Source organism: Alteromonas sp. AWJ4_197 (assembly GCF_056160285.1).
Genome location: NZ_JBSWWW010000005.1, coordinates 201,965 through 220,923 on the forward strand (window position 1 = coordinate 201,965; position 18,959 = coordinate 220,923).

An 18,959-nucleotide genomic window follows, 5' to 3' on the forward strand; every position below is an offset into this window, starting at 1 on the left:
CCCGGGGAGCCAGGTTCATGAATGACAAGAGCACAACGAATAACGCGCCGGATAACGATCAGGTGCTTCAGTGGGTTACCTATCGTTTAGGTGACGAAACTTACGGTATTAACGTAATGCAGGTTCAGGAAGTCTTACGCTATACCGAAATTGCGCCTGTTCCCGGTGCACCGGATTATGTGTTAGGCATTATCAATCTGCGTGGTAATGTTGTGACGGTTATTGATACCCGCGCCCGCTTTGGCCTTATGCCAACCGATATGACCGACAACACACGGATTGTAATTATTGAATCCGATGAGCAGGTTGTCGGCATCCTGGTAGACAGCGTTGCCGAAGTGGTTTATCTGAAATCATCTGAAATTGACAGTGCGCCTAACGTGGGTACTGAAGAGAGCGCCAAGTTCATTCAGGGCGTGAGCAACCGTGATGGTGAATTGCTGATTCTTGTAGATCTTAATAAGCTTCTCAGTGATGACGAGTGGGATGAACTGAGCAGTCTGTAATGTCATGCAGCGCCTGCTAATCCGGCGGGCGCTTGTCAATGCCTGTATCTTCGCTGCGCTGTTCAGCGCGCGCTATTATCAAAGGGAGAAAGCACATCAATATGGACGTGCCGGCACTATCTTTACTCGCTGTTGCTACAGGGTTACTCGCCGTCATTGCTGTTATATGGATGTATTTTTTCTTCAACCGTCAGTTTAAACAACTCGACGATACTGTCCGCTATCAAAAAGAACACATCGATACCCTGCAACTGGAAATTAATGACCTGGAAAACCAGAACGGTGAAATGCAAACCCGTTCGATGGTACAGGGCAAACACATGCGGGAGCTGGCAGATCAATGCACACAACTCGAAAACCAGCTACGTGAAGTAAAAAGTCAGGACCCGTCCATGCGCTTATACACCCGCGCCGCTGAGCTGGTCAAAGCCGGTGCTGACGTCGAAGAGGTAATGCAAGCCTGCGACCTGCCCCGGGCTGAAGCTGAGCTGCTTATCAGCATGCATCGTCAGCGCAACTAACGGTAAGTTCTCTCTTCTACCAGAGTTAGATAAATGCATTGAGCCGTTTAGACGTCCAGCCGTAAAGATGTTGACATCTATCGGGATTCAGCCACAATAACGTTATTATCCGTTAATTGTTGGAGCTGCCATGCCTATTTGTATTCCCGAACAACTTCCCGCGCAGGATGTGTTGTCAGGTGAGAATATCTTCACAATGGACAGCACCCGCGCAGCGACACAGGATATCCGCCCCATGGAAGTGGGGATCCTGAATCTCATGCCCAATAAAATTGAAACGGAAGTGCAAATCTTACGTTTGCTGTCTAACACACCTCTGCAGGTGAACGTGAACCTGATCCGTGTAGACAAATTAGCGCCAAAGCACACGCCGCAATCTCACATGGACGCCTTCTATCACGACTTTTCTGAAATTGCTGATAAGAAATACGACGGTTTAATCGTGACAGGTGCACCGCTGGCTCACTTGCCTTATGAGGAAGTAAAATACTGGGATCAGATGACAGAAATTTTGGAGTGGGCGCAACGTAATGTGCAGTCCACACTCTATCTGTGCTGGGCGGCTCATGCAGCTATGTATCATTTTTACGGCGTGCAGAGAAAACTCAGGGAAACCAAACTTTCTGGTGTGTTTGAGCATAAAGTGCTCGACCCTTATAACGAGTTGCTGAGAGGTTTCGATCCGGTTTTTTATGCGCCTCATTCCCGTTTCGGGTATATTGACTCCGGTGAATATAACAGTGTTGAAGGTTTGAAGGTCATTACGGAATCTGATGAGGCGGGTGCATACACCATCGCATCTGAAGATAAGCGTATGGTGTTTGTTACCGGGCATCCTGAATACGATCCGGAAACTCTGCATGACGAGTATTTCCGTGATTTACAGGCGGATACCCATCCGGCAGTGCCGGCTAACTACTTTACAGACGATGACCCCGCAAAAGCGCCTTTGGTTCGCTGGCGCTCCCATGGTAGTCTGCTGTTCAATAACTGGCTGAACTACTATGTTTATCAGACAACACCTTATGATTTGAGTCAGCTGGCTGAGAAACCCCGGCCAAAGAGGTAATAAGTGACATCAGGTACAAAACAACAACTTCTGGATGCAGCGGCAAAGCGCGTTTTGATTCTGGACGGTGCCATGGGTACTATGATTCAGGAGCACAAACTGGAAGAAGCCGATTATCGTGGTGAGGCATTTGCTAACTGGCATTGCGATGTAAAAGGCAATAACGATTTGCTGGCGATTACTCAGCCGGACATTATTTATAATATCCATTGTGCTTATCTTGAAGCCGGTGCAGATATCATTGAAACCAATACGTTCAATGCTACCACCATCGCCATGGCTGACTACGACATGGAAGCGCAGTCGAAAGACATTAACCTTGCTGCTGCTAAGCTGGCCCGTAAAGCCTGTGATGAGTTTACTGCAAAAACACCGGATAAGCCCCGGTATGTGGCAGGGGTCCTCGGTCCCACAAATCGCACAGCATCGATATCACCAGATGTTAACGACCCCGGCAAGCGGAATGTAACCTTTGATGAGCTGGTAGAAGCCTACATCGAGTCCACAGAAGCGCTGTTAGATGGTGGTTCAGATATCATCTTAATAGAAACTATCTTTGATACCCTGAATGCCAAAGCGGCAGTATTCGCGGTAGAAACCGTATTTGAGAAACGTGGTGAGCGCGCACCGGTGATGGTATCAGGTACCATTACCGATGCATCGGGCAGAACCTTGTCAGGACAAACTGCTGAAGCCTTTTACTATTCCATGCGTCATGTATCGCCGGTTTCCATGGGCCTCAACTGTGCACTGGGTCCGGATTTACTTCGTCAGTACGTTGAAGAAATCAGTAATATTTCTGAATGCCTGGTCTCGGCTCACCCCAATGCCGGTTTACCCAATGAGTTTGGTGAATATGATTTGGGCGCAGAAGAAATGGCAGCACACATTAAAGAATGGGCAGAGTCCGGTCTGGTGAATGTGGTAGGTGGTTGTTGCGGCAGTACACCTGAACATATCCGTGCCATGGCAGAAGCGGTAAAAGACGTGACACCACGTACCGTGCCGGTTTTTGAACCTAAAATGCGCCTTTCCGGGCTAGAATCTTTTGTTCACTAAGGTGTTATTGTGACAGCAGAGTTTTCAACCTTTATTAATGTCGGTGAACGGACAAACGTTACCGGATCGGCCGTATTCAAACGCTTAATTTTAAATGCTGAGTACGAAAAGGCCCTCGATGTAGCCCGCCAGCAGGTGGAAAACGGTGCGCAGGTAATAGACATCAACATGGACGAAGCCATGTTAGATTCTGTTGAGGCCATGCGTACGTTTTTGAACCTCATTGCTTCAGAGCCTGATATTTGCCGTGTTCCGATTATGATTGACTCTTCAAAGTGGGAAGTCATTGAAACCGGACTCAAGTGCGTTCAGGGAAAGGCGATTGTGAACTCAATCAGCCTGAAAGAGGGAAAAGAGCAGTTTGTTCATCAGGCTAAACTGATCAAGCGCTACGGTGCCGCAACGGTGGTCATGGCGTTTGATGAAACCGGCCAGGCCGATACCAAAGCGCGCAAAATTGAGATTTGTCAGCGCAGCTATAAGGTGCTCACCGAAGAAGTCGGATTCCCGCCGGAAGATATCATTTTCGACCCGAATATTTTTGCTGTCGCGACGGGCATTGAAGAACATAACAATTATGCGGTGGACTTTATCGAGGCCACCCGTGTAATCCGTCAGACTTGTCCTTACGCACATATCAGCGGTGGACTATCAAATATTTCATTCTCGTTCCGGGGCAATAACCCGGTACGTGAAGCCATGCACTCGGTGTTTTTGTATCACGCTATCCGCGCGGGTATGGATATGGGCATTGTGAATGCCGGTCAGCTGGAAGTGTATGATCAGATCCCAGAAGAACTCCGTGAAGCAGTGGAAGATGTGATCCTGAACCGTCGGGAAGACGGCACGGAGCGTCTGCTGGACATCGCACCCAAATATCAGGGGGATGGCAAAGCCGCGGCGGCAGAAGATCTCACCTGGCGTGAGCAGCCGGTGAACAAGCGGCTTGAACATGCGCTGGTCAAAGGTATCACCGATTACATCATAGAAGATACTGAAGAAGCCCGGCTGGCGGCTGAACGTCCCCTTCATGTGATTGAAGGGCCGTTAATGGACGGCATGAACGTGGTCGGCGACCTGTTCGGTGAAGGTAAAATGTTCCTTCCTCAGGTGGTGAAGTCTGCCCGGGTGATGAAAAAAGCGGTTGCTCACCTGCAACCGTTTATCGAAGCAGAAAAGGACGGCAAGTCATCGAGTAACGGTAAAATCCTGATGGCCACCGTTAAAGGCGACGTGCACGATATCGGCAAGAACATCGTCGGCGTAGTACTGCAATGTAACAATTTCGAAGTAGTAGATTTGGGCGTCATGGTGCCCTGCGCTACGATTTTGCAGGTGGCCAAAGACGAAAACGTGGATATGATCGGGTTATCCGGTCTTATAACCCCGTCGCTGGACGAAATGGTACACGTGGCTAAAGAAATGGAGCGCCTGGGGTTAGATTTACCACTGCTTATAGGCGGTGCGACGACATCCAAAGCCCATACTGCGGTGAAAATTGAGCAAAACTACAGCCATCCGGTCGCTTATGTACCTAATGCAAGCCGCGCCGTGGGTGTGTGCCAGAAGCTGATTAACCCTGAGTCCCGCAAAGTCTTTGAAAAAGAGCTGTCAGACGAATATGGAAAAGTACGGGCCCAGCATGCCCGGAAACAACCCCGCAGTAAGCCGGTTACGCTGGCAGAAGCACGGGCAAATGCGTATAAGCCGGATTTTTCTGTTTTGCCTGTAAAGCCCAAAACGCCGGGCGTAACACCTGTGTCCGTCGATTTGGCGACATTAAGAGATTATATCGACTGGACACCGTTCTTTTTGACCTGGTCACTGGCCGGTAAATTCCCCCGCATTCTTGATGATGAAGTGGTGGGAGAGCAGGCGAAAGAACTGTATGCCGATGCCAATAAAATGCTGGATAAAGTCATTGCTGATGGCAGTCTGCAGGCAAAAGGAGTAATTGGTTTATTCCCTGCTAACCGGGTTGGCGACGACATTGAAATTTATCGGGATGATAACCGCGATGCCGTGCTGGGCGTGTCCCGTCACTTGCGTCAGCAAACGTTAAAAGACAAGTTTGCGAATTATTGTCTGGCAGACTTCGTTGCTGAGAAGCAAAGTGGTATTGCTGACTACATCGGTGCGTTCGCTGTTACCGGCGGGATCGGTGAAGACGAACTCGCTGAGTCCTACAATAAAGCCGGAGACGATTACAACGCTATCATGGTGAAAGCTGTGGCTGACCGTTTGGCAGAAGCGTTTGCCGAATATCTGCACGAGCAGGTGAGAAAAGACTACTGGGGCTTTGCGCCTGATGAGCTCTTCGACAACGATGCGCTCATCCGCGAGAAGTATCAGGGGATCCGTCCTGCGCCCGGTTATGCAGCCTGTCCTGAACACACTGAGAAGCAGCTAATTTGGGATTTGCTCGATGCCGAAGCGCATACCACCATGAAGCTGACAGAAAGTTACGCTATGTGGCCGGGAGCAGCAGTATCAGGCTGGTATTTCTCGCACCCTGAATCCAAATATTTCGCTGTGGCAAAAATCCAGCGTGATCAGCTTGAAGATTACGCACAGCGCAAAGGCTGGAGCACAGAAGAAGCTAAAAAATGGTTAGCGCCGAATCTGGATGATTAACCCGCCTGACAGCCGGAGTCCCTTATGACTGATGAACTGCCTTTCTCACAGGCATGCGAAAATAACAAAGGGCCCATTTCTGCCATTTTGGAAGTGGCCCTGAGTCAATGTAAGCGTGTGCTTGAGGTGGGTAGTGGCACTGGACAGCATGCGGTGCACTTTGCACCCTTGTTACCTCACCTGATATGGCAGACCAGCGATCAGCCCCGGTATCACGAAGGGGTACTGAAATGGATAGCTGCGTACCCGTCTGAAAATCTGTTACCTCCGCTTAACCTGACCGTGGGCAAAGACAGGTTGCCTTTTTCTGAATATGACGGTGTTTATTCAGCGAATACTGCTCATATTATGCAGAAAGCCGAAATTAAAATGATGATGCAGAGCCTGTCTGAATTACTACCGCAAGGTGCAGTATTTTGCCAGTATGGCCCGTTTACCGACAACGGTGCATTCAGCAGCGAGAGTAACAGAGAGTTTCATCAGCATCTGATAGCCAGTGGCTATGGCGGTTACCGGGATATACAGGAATTGCAGGCATGGGCGCCGGCACTCACGCTGGAGAACATCCATGAAATGCCGGCCAATAATTTGTTATTGCAGTGGGTAAAAAACTGAACGCCGGGTCTGTTCAAAAATCATTGAAAAACGGTGCTCCGGCACCGTTTTTTATGTCGTCAAATCAATTCTTTTTTCTACAATAACAGGCACACCGTTACGCACTGCAGAAATGCGCACTCTTACCCGTTTATCGTCGCCGCTGCCACTGCGATACTGAATTTGCTTGTCTTCTTTCAGACGGGTGAGATAAAGACTGTCTCTTCCCATTATTCTTACGCCTTTGCCGGCAATAATGTCAGCTTTCACATTATGATAATCAGGGTGGACTTCATAGCTCAGTAACAGGTTGGCGCGGTTAAAGGCATCATTAGACACTGACAGCGAAACCTGGATAGGGGCCTGTACCGGCGGACTGAAATGCTGCAACATGACCGGATGCAACGCAGGCTTCAGCGGCGGAAACTGAGGAATATTATTTTCCGTCGGCTCATGGAACTGACAGCTTATCGCATCGGCCGCCATTAAGCTGAGAATGGCTGTCAGACAGTAAATTTTTTTGTTCATAGTGAGGGCTCTGATTAAGTAATAAAGGCGTATGTGCGCCGGTCCTGAGCCTGAAAATGCAAAGCATGAACCCGTTGTCAGTGGCAAACTGCTTTGGTTCTGCAAAAGAATTAATTTATTATATTTCTACTGTATAACCTTAAACCAGCAAAGCCGGAGGGTAAAGTGCTACCGGTTAAGCTTTATCGATGAATGATTAACATCCGACGTATTTTCAGCCGTTTCAGAGCGCAACCCGTAGCGGCGGTGGTGGTGGCAGGAACTGACTATCCGTCATACCAGCTGGCGACCAGAATTCAGCAAAATCCTGCGTTTCATCTGGCTTATTTTATGAATGAAGAGCCCTGGCATCACCGCACCTTTATACTGGGTGTTGAACTGCGTTACGCCAGTGAGCTGCTTTCTCTGGTGAAAAAACACGATATAAAAGCCGTGTTTTGTGCCTGCGAAGATGATTATCACAGTTGGCTTTCAGATATGGGAACGGCGTTGACCCAACATCATTGTCAGGTATTGCTGTGCCGCCCGGGTGAAACGCCGCAACTGCCAGCCGTTTAAAGCGTATCTGTCAGTTTCTTTTTAATTGGCATGCTGCCCCTGCTCAGGGCGTACCTAACGCTCTGGCGAGTCCGATAAAGGCTCTGATAAACGGTGCATCAGCATCACTCTTTCTGAACCCCATGTGCAGTGACTTGGCGATACCGTTTTTTCCCGGCCTGACAGTTGTAAGGTTTAAGCTGCCGTCCTGCTCTTCAATCAGCCATTTAGGCAGTGCACCGATGCCCCGGCCGGCACTGATCATTTGCAACATGATTTCAGTGGTTTCAATGGTTTTGTGCTTTTTCACTGTACAGCCCGCAGGCGTCAGAAAGTGTGAAAAGATGTCCAGTCTGGAAGGCTCTACCGGATAGGTCAGTAAGGTTTCTTCTGCCAGCGCTTGTGGCGGTACCCATTCACTGGCTGCCAGTCTGTGGTCGCGGCTCATTACCAGCACCTGCTCATAGCCGAATACCGGCTCGTATTGCAGAGAGGGCAGGTGAAGAGGGTCAGGTGTTAAAAGCAGATCAATATCATAGCCGTGCAGCGCCTGCAGGCCGCCGAACGTAAACTTTTGACGTACGTCTACATCTACCCCCGGATAATCCGCCAGAAACGGTTTGACGACCTTCAGGAGCCATTGATAGCAGGGATGGCATTCCATTCCGATGCGCAGCACGCCTTGTTTTCCCGAGGCGATCTGACGCAGCTGCTCTTCTGTGTGCTCAAACTGGGGTAACAGCCGGTGGGCAAGATTAAGTACTGCATTGCCCGCATCTGTCAGTCGCAGTCGTCTGCCATCTTTTTCCCATAGCGGCGCACCGCTGTGCTGTTCCAGCTTTTTCATACTATGACTCAGTGCAGACTGGGTCAGATGCAGATGTCCGGCGGCTTCTGTGAGCGTGCCGTAGTCATGAATGGCAGCAATAATTTTGAGGTGTTGACGATCTAACATAGCGGGAATGAGCAAATTTCACTGGTTTTGCTAAATGTATCACTTAAATTCATAGATTGTGAAAGGCAGCGGTGAAGCTGCCGCAATATCCGGCTAATGGTTTACCTTGCTCAGGACGGGGAAATATCAGTGACAGACACCGCTGTGGCCAGCCGGTCGCTGATCACACTTCGCATCAGACTCGCCAGTTCTCTGAACGTAGCGCGGGCAGGGGAGGTGTTCCGCCATGCCAGCATGTGCTGACGTACTACCGGCATATCAGCGAGTTCACACACATGAAGGGCTTCCGGGTTATGCAACTCAGAATGAACATAGAGTCCGGGCATAAAAGCCATTCCCATGCCCATAACCACCATCTGCCGCAAGGTATCAAGGCTCGTCCCCTCATAGTCGCGGTCCACATTCGCGCCCAGTTGAGTACAAATTTCCTGTACCTGATAGTGAAAGTGATGCCGGTCTTCCAGTGCCATAATTTTCTGGCCCCTAATTTCTTCCGGTTCAATAAATTGCCTGCCGGACATCGGGTGGTCCGCAGGCAATACAAATTTCAGCGGTTCTATAAACAAAGGCTGAACCTGAATTTGCGAGTCACGGTTCGACATGGGAGACAAAGTGATGTCAAATTCGCCGGTCAGCAGGCCTTGCAGCAACTGTTTGGGTGCTGCTTCGCGGACATAGAATTTCAGCCCGGGACGCAGACGATGAATGTCCGGCAAAATATGGGGCAGCAGGTAAGGGCCCAGCGTCGGCGGGATCCCCAACCGGTAGGTTGTGGATTCGCCCTGGGCAAGTGATCGTGCCATCTCACCGAACTGCATCGTCGACTGAAGCACAGCTTCTGCGTATTCAAGTAACGACTTCCCCTGTGCTGATAACAGCGTGCCTGATCGGGAACGTTCGAATAAAATCAGACCCAATGTGTTTTCCAGCGCACTGATCTGGCTGGTTAAAGTGGGCTGACTGATCCCTAAAATATTTGCCGCCCTGCGAAAATTGAGGTGTTTTGCGACGGTGACGAAGTACCTGATCTGGTTCAACGATGGGGTTTTGCCGTTGAATAACATGGTGTAGTCCTGCTAACTCGATTAAAATCCGCTGTCTCTGATAGCTCATGTCTATCTCCATTTACTCTATAATTCTATAAAGCTATCAGTCAATCTTAATAGTATCTGAATGTAGCAGTATTTTATTCAATTTAATTTAGGAGTATTAAATGGACCACGTAATCTCTGGCGTAGCTAAATTCCAGCGTGATGTTTATCCTGAGAAAAAGGAAACTTTCCAAAAATTAGCTAACGGTCAGAATCCGGAAGTGTTGTTCATCACTTGTGCCGATTCCCGTATCGATCCTAACCTGGTTACCCAAACAGACCCGGGTGAACTGTTTATCTGCCGTAATGCCGGCAACATTGTACCTCCACACAGCAATCAAACCGGTGGCATGACTGCTTCTATCGAATTTGCTGTTGCTGCCCTGGGCGTAACGCACATTGTTGTATGCGGTCACACAGACTGTGGCGCAATGAAAGGTGCACTGGCGCCTGAGAAACTGGACAGCCTGCCACATGTTAAAGAATGGCTGGGTCACTGCCGTTGTGCCACTGAAGTTGTGAAAGAAAAGCACGGCGAACTGACTGCCGATCAGCTTGGCGAAGTAACCAAAGAAAACGTGTTACAGCAGTTACAACACTTACGTACTCACCCTGCTGTTGCTGCGAAGCTGGCTACGAAAGCCGTTCAGCTTCACGGTTGGGTTTACGACATTGAAACCGGCATGATCCATTGTTATGACCCGAAAACGGAAACGTTTAAGGAAATGGAACAGGCCTATGCTGAGCGCACTCTGGTAGCAGGCGCATAAGGATAGCCTATGAAACTTGATTTATCGTTCAAAGAAATTAAAAGCGACTTACCTGCCAGTATTGTCGTTTTCTTTGTAGCTCTGCCGTTGTGCCTGGGTATCGCCCTGGCATCCGGCGCACCGTTATTTTCCGGCGTAATCGCCGGAATCATCGGTGGTATTATCGTAGGTCTGGCCAGTGGTTCTCGCCTTGGTGTGAGTGGTCCGGCGGCGGGTCTTGCTGTTATCGTTTTTGATGCCATCGGTACCCTGGGAAGCTGGGAGTTATTCCTTTGTGCTGTGGTTCTGGCGGGTGTGTTCCAGTTAATTCTGGGCTTCATGCGTGCCGGATTTGTCGCGTACTTTTTCCCGACGTCAGTTATCACAGGTATGCTTGCCGGTATCGGTTTGCTTATCGTGCTTAAACAATTGCCATACCTGTTCGGCTGGCACTCTGATTTTCTGGGCGAAGAAGCTTTTAATCAGGTTAACGGTGAGAATACGTTCTCTGCTATTGAGCACGCGGTTTCTATGATGTCTCCGGCTGCTATTGCCATTTCGGCAGTGTCTCTTGCGCTGCTGGTGATTTGGGATAAGTACCTTACAAAGGCACATAAAGTCTTCCAGCTGATTCAGGGACCGATTGTCGTTGTGTTACTGGGTATCGTAGCTTCAGTCATGCTGGCTCAGGCTGGTATGCCTTTGCAGGCTGATCAACTGGTAAGTTTACCGGTTATCGACAGCTTCGAGGCGTTCAAGGCAGAAATGGCGTTTCCGGCCTTTTCAGAGATGCTGAACATTGATGTTTTCACCATTGCGCTGGTTATGGCGGCGGTTGCCAGCATCGAGACACTGCTTTGTGTTGAAGCGACTGACAAACTGGACCCGAAGAAAAATACCACACCCACAAACCGCGAACTGAAAGCGCAGGGTATCGGTAACATCGTGTCTGGTCTGGTTGGTGGTCTGCCAATCACTCAGGTAATTGTACGCAGTTCTGCGAACATTGCGTTTGGTGGTAAAACGAAAGTTTCAGCCATTCTACACGGTGTGTTTCTGTTGATTGCTGTATTTGCCGCTGCGTCTATGCTGAATCAGATCCCGCTGGCTTCTCTGGCAGCTATTCTGATTACTGTAGGTTATAAGCTGGCTAAGCCTGCTATGTTCAAAGTAATGTACAAAACGGGTTGGGAGCAGTTCCTGCCGTTTATCATTACTATTGGCGTAATGTTGTTCACAGACTTGCTGACCGGTGTTGTTGTTGGTCTGGGTGTGAGTGTTTTCTTTACGCTTAAACACAGCTACCGCAACTCGTACCAGTTCACTGAAACAGTGAACGAAGACGAAGGTGGCAGCAAAACGCACCACATTGTTATGGCCGAAGAAGTGTCTTTCTTCAACAAACCAAGCATTCTGAAAAAGCTTAACTCTATTCCCGGCAATTCAAAAGTTGTACTGGATTTCTCCAAGAGTAAATCTGTAGCCTTTGATGTGAAAGAGCTGGTGAAAGACTACCTTAATCAGGCTGACAGTAAAAATATCAAAGTTGAAACGATTCAGTTTCAGCAATAGGTAACTTACCTTTCCCAACCTGCCGGTACTTTCGTACCGGCCTTTAAAAAGGGGCGGCAATTTGGCCCCTTTGCTTTACCTCCGCTAACTGCGATATCGTTCATCTGACTGCATTTTTGATACTTATCTCATGTTGATAGTTTTTATCTATCGCGAGATACGGTGTTTTTCTATGAAGCTATCAGTTAAAACTTTCTTTAGAAAATAATGATAACAATATGTTAATATGAGGTAATTATCATGGATCATGTCATTTCCGGCGTTGCCAAGTTTCAAAAAGAAGTCTTTCCGAAAAACAAAGAAGTTTTTCAGAAACTGGCAAACGGCCAAAATCCTGAAGTCCTGTTCATCACCTGCGCTGATTCGAGAATCGACCCCAACCTCGTGACTCAAACCGGCCCGGGTGACCTCTTCATTTGCCGTAACGCGGGCAACATTGTACCGCCGCATTCAAATCATACCGGTGGTATGACAGCGTCAATTGAGTTTGCCGTAGCGGCTCTGGGCGTAAGCCATATCATCATTTGCGGACACTCAGACTGCGGTGCAATGAAAGGCGCACTGGCACCTGAAAAGTTAGACGCCCTGCCGCATGTAAAAGACTGGTTGAGTCACTGTCGTTGTGCCACAGAAGTGGTGAAAGAAAAACACGGAAAGCTGACAGCTGATCACCTTGATGAAGTCACTAAAGAAAACGTGTTACAGCAAATACAGCACATCAGAACCCATCCTGCCGTTGCAGCTAAAATTGCTACAAAGCAGGTGCAGTTGCATGGCTGGGTGTACGACATAGAGTCAGGCAATGTACTTTGCTACGACGAAAAAGCTGAAGAATTCAGACTGTTACAAGAGGTTTACGGCGGTAAGCCTTTCGGTAAAAAAGACAGCAAGGGGGAATAACCCATGAAAGGCTTATTTAATAATGTACGTGGTGATCTTACCGGCGGGTTAACGGCCGGTATTGTTGCTCTACCTCTCGCGCTGGCGTTAGGTGTTGCGTCGGGCGTAGGCCCGATGGCGGGTTTATACGGCGCGATTGCCGTTGGCTTCTTTGCAGCTTTGCTGGGTGGTACACCTTCGCAAATTTCCGGTCCGACAGGTCCGATGGTTGTGGTTCTGGCTGGTCTGTTTGCATCTCTGTCGGGAGACTTAGGCCTCATATTTACCGCTGTTATGCTTGCCGGTTTGTTGCAAATCATAATGGGCTTCACCGGGGTTGGTCAGTATATCCGGCTTGTGCCTTACCCGGTCATTTCCGGTTTTATGTCAGGCATCGGTGCGATCATCATCATCCTGCAACTGGGCCGGTTAATGGGCCATGAGCCTCCGGGCGGTACAATGGGCGCATTAATCTATCTGCCTACGGCTCTTGCTGATATCGATTTTGTGACCCTGGGTCTGGGATTGGGCACGCTTATTATTGCCTATAAGTGGCCTGCCAAACTTGGCAAAATTGTACCCGGCGCGCTGGCTGCCCTTATCATCGGCACACTGGTGAGTTTGTCTCTGGAAACCCCGGTATTAGGTGACATTCCTACAGGATTGCCTGAGTTGCACATGCCGGTATTCGACCAGTCTAAGGCGTTGCTGGTGTTTGAAGCTGCTTTCATTCTGGCGATTCTGGGTGCTATCGATTCATTACTGACTTCCCTGGTTGCTGATAACATGACCCGTACCCGTCACGACAGTAATAAAGAACTGATCGGGCAGGGTGTGGGTAACACGGTTGCCGGTTTGATTGGCGGTATTGCCGGTGCCGGTGCAACCATGCGTACTGTGGTGAATATCCGTAGCGGTGGTAAAGATCGTTTATCAGGTATGGTCCACGCGCTTGTGTTACTGGCTATTGTGCTGGGTCTGAGTCCTCTTGCGGCTAAGATCCCTCATGCTGTTCTGGCTGGCATTCTGGTGAAGGTAGGTCTTGATATTATCGACTGGAGTTATCTGAAGCGTGCCCACACCGGGCCTCGCTGGGACTTCGCGCTGATGCTGCTGGTACTGGGACTGACTGTATTTGTCGATTTGATTACGGCAGTAGGTGTGGGTGTTGTTCTGGCTGCCCTGGCCTATGTTAAGCAGGTTGCACAACTGCAGTTAGATGAAGTGAAGAAAATCCCTGACACACTTCAGGATCCGGAAGAAGATGCGCTGCTCAAGCAGACGAAAGGCAAGGTGCAGATCTTCAGTTTCGGCGGTCCTCTGAGCTTTGGTGCAGCAGCAGACTTAGGGCACCATGTCCGCGAAAAAGTCAGCGGTGGTTCAAGTGCTCTTATCCTCGATTTCAGTCGTGTACCTGCCATGGATGTTTCCGCTGCCATGGCCGTTGAGACCATTACTTCTGATGCTAAGGCCGCTGGCCGTCAGGTACTGATGTGCGGTGCTGTTGAAGCAGTTAACACGGTACTGAATAACATCAATGCGCATCAAAGTGGTGTGACAGTATGTGCAACACGTAAAGAGGCACTGGCGAAAGCTGTTGAAATGGTGAATCAGCCGGGAAAGGCTGAGGGTAGCGGTTCAGCTACCCAGCATCTTGCCAGCGTGTAACTGAATTAATTAATTTTCAGTAATACTGAAAAAGGCTTCCCCGGGGAAGCCTTTTTTAGTTTGAATCGTAGTCAGAACGAGCCGGATATCTATCCGGCATGGCTGCAATTACATGGTGTATCTGGCGCCCAGGAAAATCTGAGTGCCTGTATGGTTGTATTCACGGATAAGGTTTTGTGAACCGTCACCTGTGGTAAACAAACGCTCATATTCATCAGTGAGGTTAATGCCTTCGATGGTAAACGTGAGGTTCTCGTTGTAATTGTAATAAGCAGACAAATCAACGTATGTCGGGCCGGTAGTGGCTTCTTCCGCGTTACCGTTACTGCCGCTGTAATCCGTAATGTAGTCATCACGTTTGTTCAGCGACAGGCGGATACCGTAATCTTCCCGCTCATAATAGAGGGTCGCATTATAGGTATTTTTTGACAGACCGGTAATTTCACCTGCTGACACACGGGTATAGTTCATCACCGTGCCTAAACCGTCAAACGGAGCCGGCAGAAAACGGAAAGGCTGCTGATAAATAATCTCAAAACCATTTACTGTAGTGCCTTCACCGTTCACTGGTGAGGTATGTGTATACGGCACAGTTCGCGGGTCAAGGGCCAGTGCAGGATCGTACTGCGGATCCGAATCAATAAATGGCAGATATACCGCATCAACCAGGCGCTCTTCTGTTGCTGAGGTGATAAACGTTTCTATATCTTTATAGAAGTAGTTAGCTGCCAGCAAAGACTCTTCCGCAAAGTACCATTCAAGTCCCAAATCGACGTTGTTAGACGTGAACGGGTCCAGATACGGGTTACCGGAACTGACAGTACCGTTTACGTAAGAAAATGAAGGATTACCCGGGTTCAGTGAACTGAGGCTCGGACGGGTCATAGTGCGTGATAAACCCAGACGGGCAATGACATCTTCAGTCACCGACAAAGACAGGTTCATCGATGGCAGGAAATTGTCATAGTCGTTCTCAACCGTGACTTCATCCAACTGAATGTAGCCCGAGGCCGTGGACGTGGTTTTCACATAACGCATACCGAAGTTAGTGCGTAAGCTCATGTCAGCGATATCGTACTCAGAATTAAACTCAAGGTAACCACCCAGCGTTTCTTCGCCAACTTCCCAGCTTTGCTCTGTGCGGGGAGTCCAGGTTTTATCCAGCAGCTGAGACTCGATGGCACCAAAGTCAGCCACAATAAAGCGATTCAGTTCTCCGTCAAATCCGTTACCAAAGTCGTCGTAAGGGATGAGTTCTGCAAATCCTACCGCCGAGTCCTGATCAGGGAAGCCGTTAATTTGCTCTTCACTGTAGCCGACGGTACGGTCGTTCCAGGCCATACCCATTTTGATTTCTACACTGTCATTGGTATAGATAAAGTCGACTTTCGCGGTGTCGTTCTTGCGTTCAACGTCAGTGGCCCGTAACCGGCCATCAGATAAATCGTACAGGCTGGCGTCGGTGATATCGTAACCGTAATCCATCACCGGAACATTGGCATTGCCACTGAAATCAAAACTGAACGTATGGGGTGTCAGGTTCGTCATGTTATAGCGGTACTGTTCAGAACGGGCGTCTGATTTAGCGGTACCGGCCATAGCATTCATTTTCAGTTCATCAGATAAATAGAATTCACCACTCAGCACATACTGGCTGAAGTCGGTTTCTGATAACTGCTGACGACTCTCTACCCGGGATGTCATATTGTCAAAGGTACCGGCAACAACCTGCTTACCGCTTTCATCCACTGTCAGTGACACCGGTGTGATATCGCTGAATGTGCTGCGGAACATTTCAAAGTTGTTGTACATGGTACGCTGGTTCTCCAGCGTGGAATGCAGGGTATCGAAAGTGATTGTACCTGCGTCTCCGACTGCAAATTGCAATGAACCGGTTATGCCCAGACGGTCCTGATTGTTACCGAAGAAATCATAGCGGGGCAGGCGGGGTGTCCACAAACAGTTTGCCGGGTCGACAGCTTCGCCGTCAGCTTCACAGGGACCGGAATTGATTGTGCCGTTGACGATTGTGTTACTGGTGTTGGTATAAATACCACCACCGTCCCTTACCGGCGTGGTCCAACGGACGGTGCCGAACCCTTCCTGGCGGACGGTACGCTGTGATTTGGCAACGGAAAACAGCGCGCCGATGGTGTCGTCAGCAAAGGTGTTGCTGATCATAAAGACCATACGCGGATCGACTTCTTCCGTAACATCGTTATATCCGGCCTGACCTGACGCAGCTACGTGAAAGCCCGGATTAGAGAAAGGTTTCGCGGAATACAGGTCGACAGTACCTGCAATACCGCCTTCTTCCGTAGATGCTGACGAGGTTTTCTGAATGTCTACCCGGTTAAATAACTCCGAAGCAAAGACGTTGAAGTCAAAAGCACGTCCACCGTTTACACCACCACCGGAATCGGTTCCGTCGGTACTGGACGGGACTTCCATTCCATTTAACGTGGTACGGGTGAAGTCGGGACCTAAGCCACGCAGCGTAATCTGGCGACCTTCACCCCCTTCGCGGGAAATTGCCACACCCGGTACCCGTTGCAATGACTCTGCAATGTTCAGGTCCGGAAATTTACCAATGTCTTCACTGAGTATGGTTTCTTTTGAAGTCACAGCACTGCGTTTTTCAAACAATGCACGGTTCAGCGCGCCACGAAAGCCGCTGACTTCAATGATTTCATAATCTTCTGCTGTGGTATCTTCAGTTTGTACTTCCTGTGCAAATGCCAGGGAAGGAGTAGAACAGCTCAGCGCAACAATCATCGCGCTGAATACAGGGTTTTTACGGAAACGGTTTTTATTCATGGTGTTCCTCTGCTCAGTTCGTCCTGCATTGTTGTAGGGTGCTTAACAGCCGCACGAAATCAACAATGGGTGTCGTAGGGTATGACAGCCATGTTCACACATATTTATAAATGAAAATGTATGTGTGAAATGGGCAGTGTTAAATTTGCCACCGGTGGCAAATTAAGCGTAACGTTACAGAATTGTTAATTATATTGTCAATAAAAATGTGATCGCGATTACAAAATAGTTAACTAATCTTTCACCGCTTCCGCATCCTTCAACGCAGAGAATTTACCGTTCCAGAACTGGTTGCCAATCTGCACATTCTCAAAGTGAATATTTTTTGCATTTTCCAGGATCAGCGGGATGTCAGCCTTTTTGATACGGATATTCCGGAAGGTCACGTCGTGAACAGGGGCTGCATCCGGAGCATGGATTTCAAGCACAGTACCCACATTCTCTACGGTCATATCTTCAATGATGATGTCAGTGTAAGTTGCCGGAAAATTACCGTGCAGATTGCTCGGGTAATTGAGCTGGAACCAGAAAAGATGTTTAAACGAGGCGACTTTACTTCCGCGGATCCGTATCATTTCAACACGTCCGCCACGATCTAAGTTGCTTTTGAAACGGTAAGCCGAATCTCCTTCGTGGAGGGTATTATTCTCAAAGAATACCCGTTTGATGCCACCGGACATTTCCGACCCCAGACCAATGCCGTCTTCGCCACCAAGATCATTATTTCTTACAACAATATCAGTACTGGGAATACCTATGTTACGGCCATCCGCATCGCGGCCGGACTTAATTACAATACCGTCATCACCGGTGCGGAAATGGTTGTTTTCTGCCAGTACAAACTGGCTGGATTCAATGTCCAGTCCGTCGTTATTGTACAGGTGGCTGTCTACTTTCACCCTGCGAACCGTTGCGTGAGAGGTGTATACCAGATGATTAACCCAGAAGGGGGAGTTTTTGGCCGTGTAGCCTTCCAGCAGAACACGTTTGGCATGGAAAAACTGGATAAGCGGGGGGCGAAGAAAATGCCCTTCACCGAATTGCCTTTGTTGCACAGGCACACTGTCAAAACCCATTCTTCTCAGCGCATGCATGTCAGTATTTTGCTTTTCGTACCAGTTGATAAAAGCAGAGTTTGCATTGCCGTCTATTGTGCCTTCACCCGTGATAGCCACATCTTCCACATTGGCAGCGTAAATCATTGGTGAGTAAGTAAATACTTCCGTTCCTTCCCAGCGTGTTTTCACAACCGGGAGAAATTCAGAGGGCGTAGCTGAAAAGAGAAGTGTGGCGTCTTTCCCGAGATGCAGATTGATTTTACTTTTCAGGTGTAAAGGCCCGTTAACATGCCAGATACCTTCCGGAATATGAACAATACCACCACCGGCAGCCGCAGCTTTGTTGATAGTTTGCTGAATGGTTTGTCTGGCAGCCTTTCTGATTGAAGGTGAGTCTTCGACAACAAACTGTTTATCCGGAATGTCCGGCAAGCGTATTTGCTGCAAAATTCCGGTCGCAATTCGCCAGTCTTGCTCAGTAGAAGCACGGGTTGATAGCGGGATCAGAAAACACAGGATCAGGGTAAGGCGGAATATCATGAAAGCTCCGGTATTCCCGAAAGAGTCGTGTTACAACTGCGGGAAATTAATTGATTTACAATATTTACAATGAGTTAATAATGCTACCGGTGGCATTTGGTGTCAAAGTATTTAATAAATATTGGTTTCTCAGGTGTGAGGAAGTAGTAAGGAAAATAGTTTGTTGGAGGGCATTAGGAGAT

General features: G+C 48.8%; 16 protein-coding genes. 11 read left to right on the top strand and 5 right to left on the bottom strand.

All coding sequences use genetic code 11. The features are described from left to right. The first annotated feature begins 17 nt into the window (after nucleotides 1-17). From ACXAGC_RS12580 to ACXAGC_RS12605, 6 genes are all read left to right on the top strand, one after another. The gene (locus ACXAGC_RS12580) at nucleotides 18-506 is read left to right on the top strand and encodes a chemotaxis protein CheW (RefSeq protein WP_474844674.1); all 489 of its coding nucleotides are present in this window, start codon (nucleotides 18-20) and stop codon (nucleotides 504-506) included. Between the two features lie 38 nt (nucleotides 507-544). Further along, on the top strand, nucleotides 545-1,027 hold the full coding sequence (locus ACXAGC_RS12585) for a DUF2802 domain-containing protein (protein ID WP_474844675.1): 483 nt from the start codon (nucleotides 545-547) through the stop codon (nucleotides 1,025-1,027). Nucleotides 1,028-1,157: 130 nt separating this feature from the next. Next, entirely contained in the window at nucleotides 1,158-2,096 is a 939-nt protein-coding gene (gene metA, locus ACXAGC_RS12590; protein ID WP_474844676.1) for a homoserine O-succinyltransferase MetA, read from the top strand. A 3-nt stretch (nucleotides 2,097-2,099) separates the two neighbouring features. After that, nucleotides 2,100-3,155: a homocysteine S-methyltransferase family protein gene (locus tag ACXAGC_RS12595; RefSeq protein ID WP_474844677.1), complete on the top strand. Its 1,056-nt coding sequence runs from the start codon at nucleotides 2,100-2,102 to the stop codon at nucleotides 3,153-3,155. Nucleotides 3,156-3,164: 9 nt separating this feature from the next. Next, a complete protein-coding gene (gene metH / locus ACXAGC_RS12600; RefSeq protein ID WP_474844678.1) occupies nucleotides 3,165-5,789 on the top strand; it encodes a methionine synthase in 2,625 nt (874 codons plus the stop codon). 24 nt (nucleotides 5,790-5,813) lie between these two features. Beyond that, nucleotides 5,814-6,404, top strand: coding sequence for a DUF938 domain-containing protein (locus tag ACXAGC_RS12605; protein ID WP_474844679.1), 591 nt, complete (start codon nucleotides 5,814-5,816; stop codon nucleotides 6,402-6,404). A 51-nt stretch (nucleotides 6,405-6,455) separates the two neighbouring features. Here the strand turns inward: ACXAGC_RS12605 and ACXAGC_RS12610 are convergent, their stop codons facing one another. Beyond that, complete coding sequence (locus ACXAGC_RS12610) at nucleotides 6,456-6,911, bottom strand: hypothetical protein (RefSeq protein ID WP_303574355.1); 456 nt, start codon at nucleotides 6,909-6,911, stop codon at nucleotides 6,456-6,458. A 192-nt stretch (nucleotides 6,912-7,103) separates the two neighbouring features. Here ACXAGC_RS12610 and ACXAGC_RS12615 point away from each other — a divergent pair, with 192 nt between their 5' ends. After that, the gene (locus ACXAGC_RS12615) at nucleotides 7,104-7,469 is read left to right on the top strand and encodes a hypothetical protein (protein ID WP_474844680.1); all 366 of its coding nucleotides are present in this window, start codon (nucleotides 7,104-7,106) and stop codon (nucleotides 7,467-7,469) included. Nucleotides 7,470-7,512: 43 nt separating this feature from the next. Here the strand turns inward: ACXAGC_RS12615 and ACXAGC_RS12620 are convergent, their stop codons facing one another. Then, a complete protein-coding gene (locus ACXAGC_RS12620) occupies nucleotides 7,513-8,403 on the bottom strand; it encodes a LysR family transcriptional regulator (protein WP_474844681.1) in 891 nt (296 codons plus the stop codon). Nucleotides 8,404-8,513: 110 nt separating this feature from the next. Beyond that, entirely contained in the window at nucleotides 8,514-9,467 is a 954-nt protein-coding gene (locus ACXAGC_RS12625) for a hydrogen peroxide-inducible genes activator (protein ID WP_119500596.1), read from the bottom strand. A gap of 149 nt (nucleotides 9,468-9,616) precedes the next feature. Here ACXAGC_RS12625 and ACXAGC_RS12630 point away from each other — a divergent pair, with 149 nt between their 5' ends. The 4 genes from ACXAGC_RS12630 (at nucleotide 9,617) to ACXAGC_RS12645 (ending at nucleotide 14,362) form a co-directional block, all read left to right on the top strand. Beyond that, entirely contained in the window at nucleotides 9,617-10,264 is a 648-nt protein-coding gene (locus ACXAGC_RS12630; RefSeq protein ID WP_303574352.1) for a carbonic anhydrase, read from the top strand. Between the two features lie 9 nt (nucleotides 10,265-10,273). Then, nucleotides 10,274-11,815, top strand: coding sequence for a SulP family inorganic anion transporter (locus tag ACXAGC_RS12635; RefSeq protein ID WP_474844682.1), 1,542 nt, complete (start codon nucleotides 10,274-10,276; stop codon nucleotides 11,813-11,815). A gap of 240 nt (nucleotides 11,816-12,055) precedes the next feature. After that, nucleotides 12,056-12,715: a carbonic anhydrase gene (locus ACXAGC_RS12640; protein WP_474844683.1), complete on the top strand. Its 660-nt coding sequence runs from the start codon at nucleotides 12,056-12,058 to the stop codon at nucleotides 12,713-12,715. Between the two features lie 3 nt (nucleotides 12,716-12,718). Next, nucleotides 12,719-14,362, top strand: coding sequence for a SulP family inorganic anion transporter (locus ACXAGC_RS12645; RefSeq protein WP_474844684.1), 1,644 nt, complete (start codon nucleotides 12,719-12,721; stop codon nucleotides 14,360-14,362). 108 nt (nucleotides 14,363-14,470) lie between these two features. Here the strand turns inward: ACXAGC_RS12645 and ACXAGC_RS12650 are convergent, their stop codons facing one another. Next, entirely contained in the window at nucleotides 14,471-17,179 is a 2,709-nt protein-coding gene (locus ACXAGC_RS12650; RefSeq protein WP_474844685.1) for a TonB-dependent receptor, read from the bottom strand. A gap of 233 nt (nucleotides 17,180-17,412) precedes the next feature. Then, nucleotides 17,413-18,777 (bottom strand): glycoside hydrolase family 28 protein, encoded by a 1,365-nt coding sequence (locus ACXAGC_RS12655; protein ID WP_474844686.1) that lies wholly within the window; start codon nucleotides 18,775-18,777, stop codon nucleotides 17,413-17,415. Between the last annotated feature and the right edge of the window lie 182 nt (nucleotides 18,778-18,959).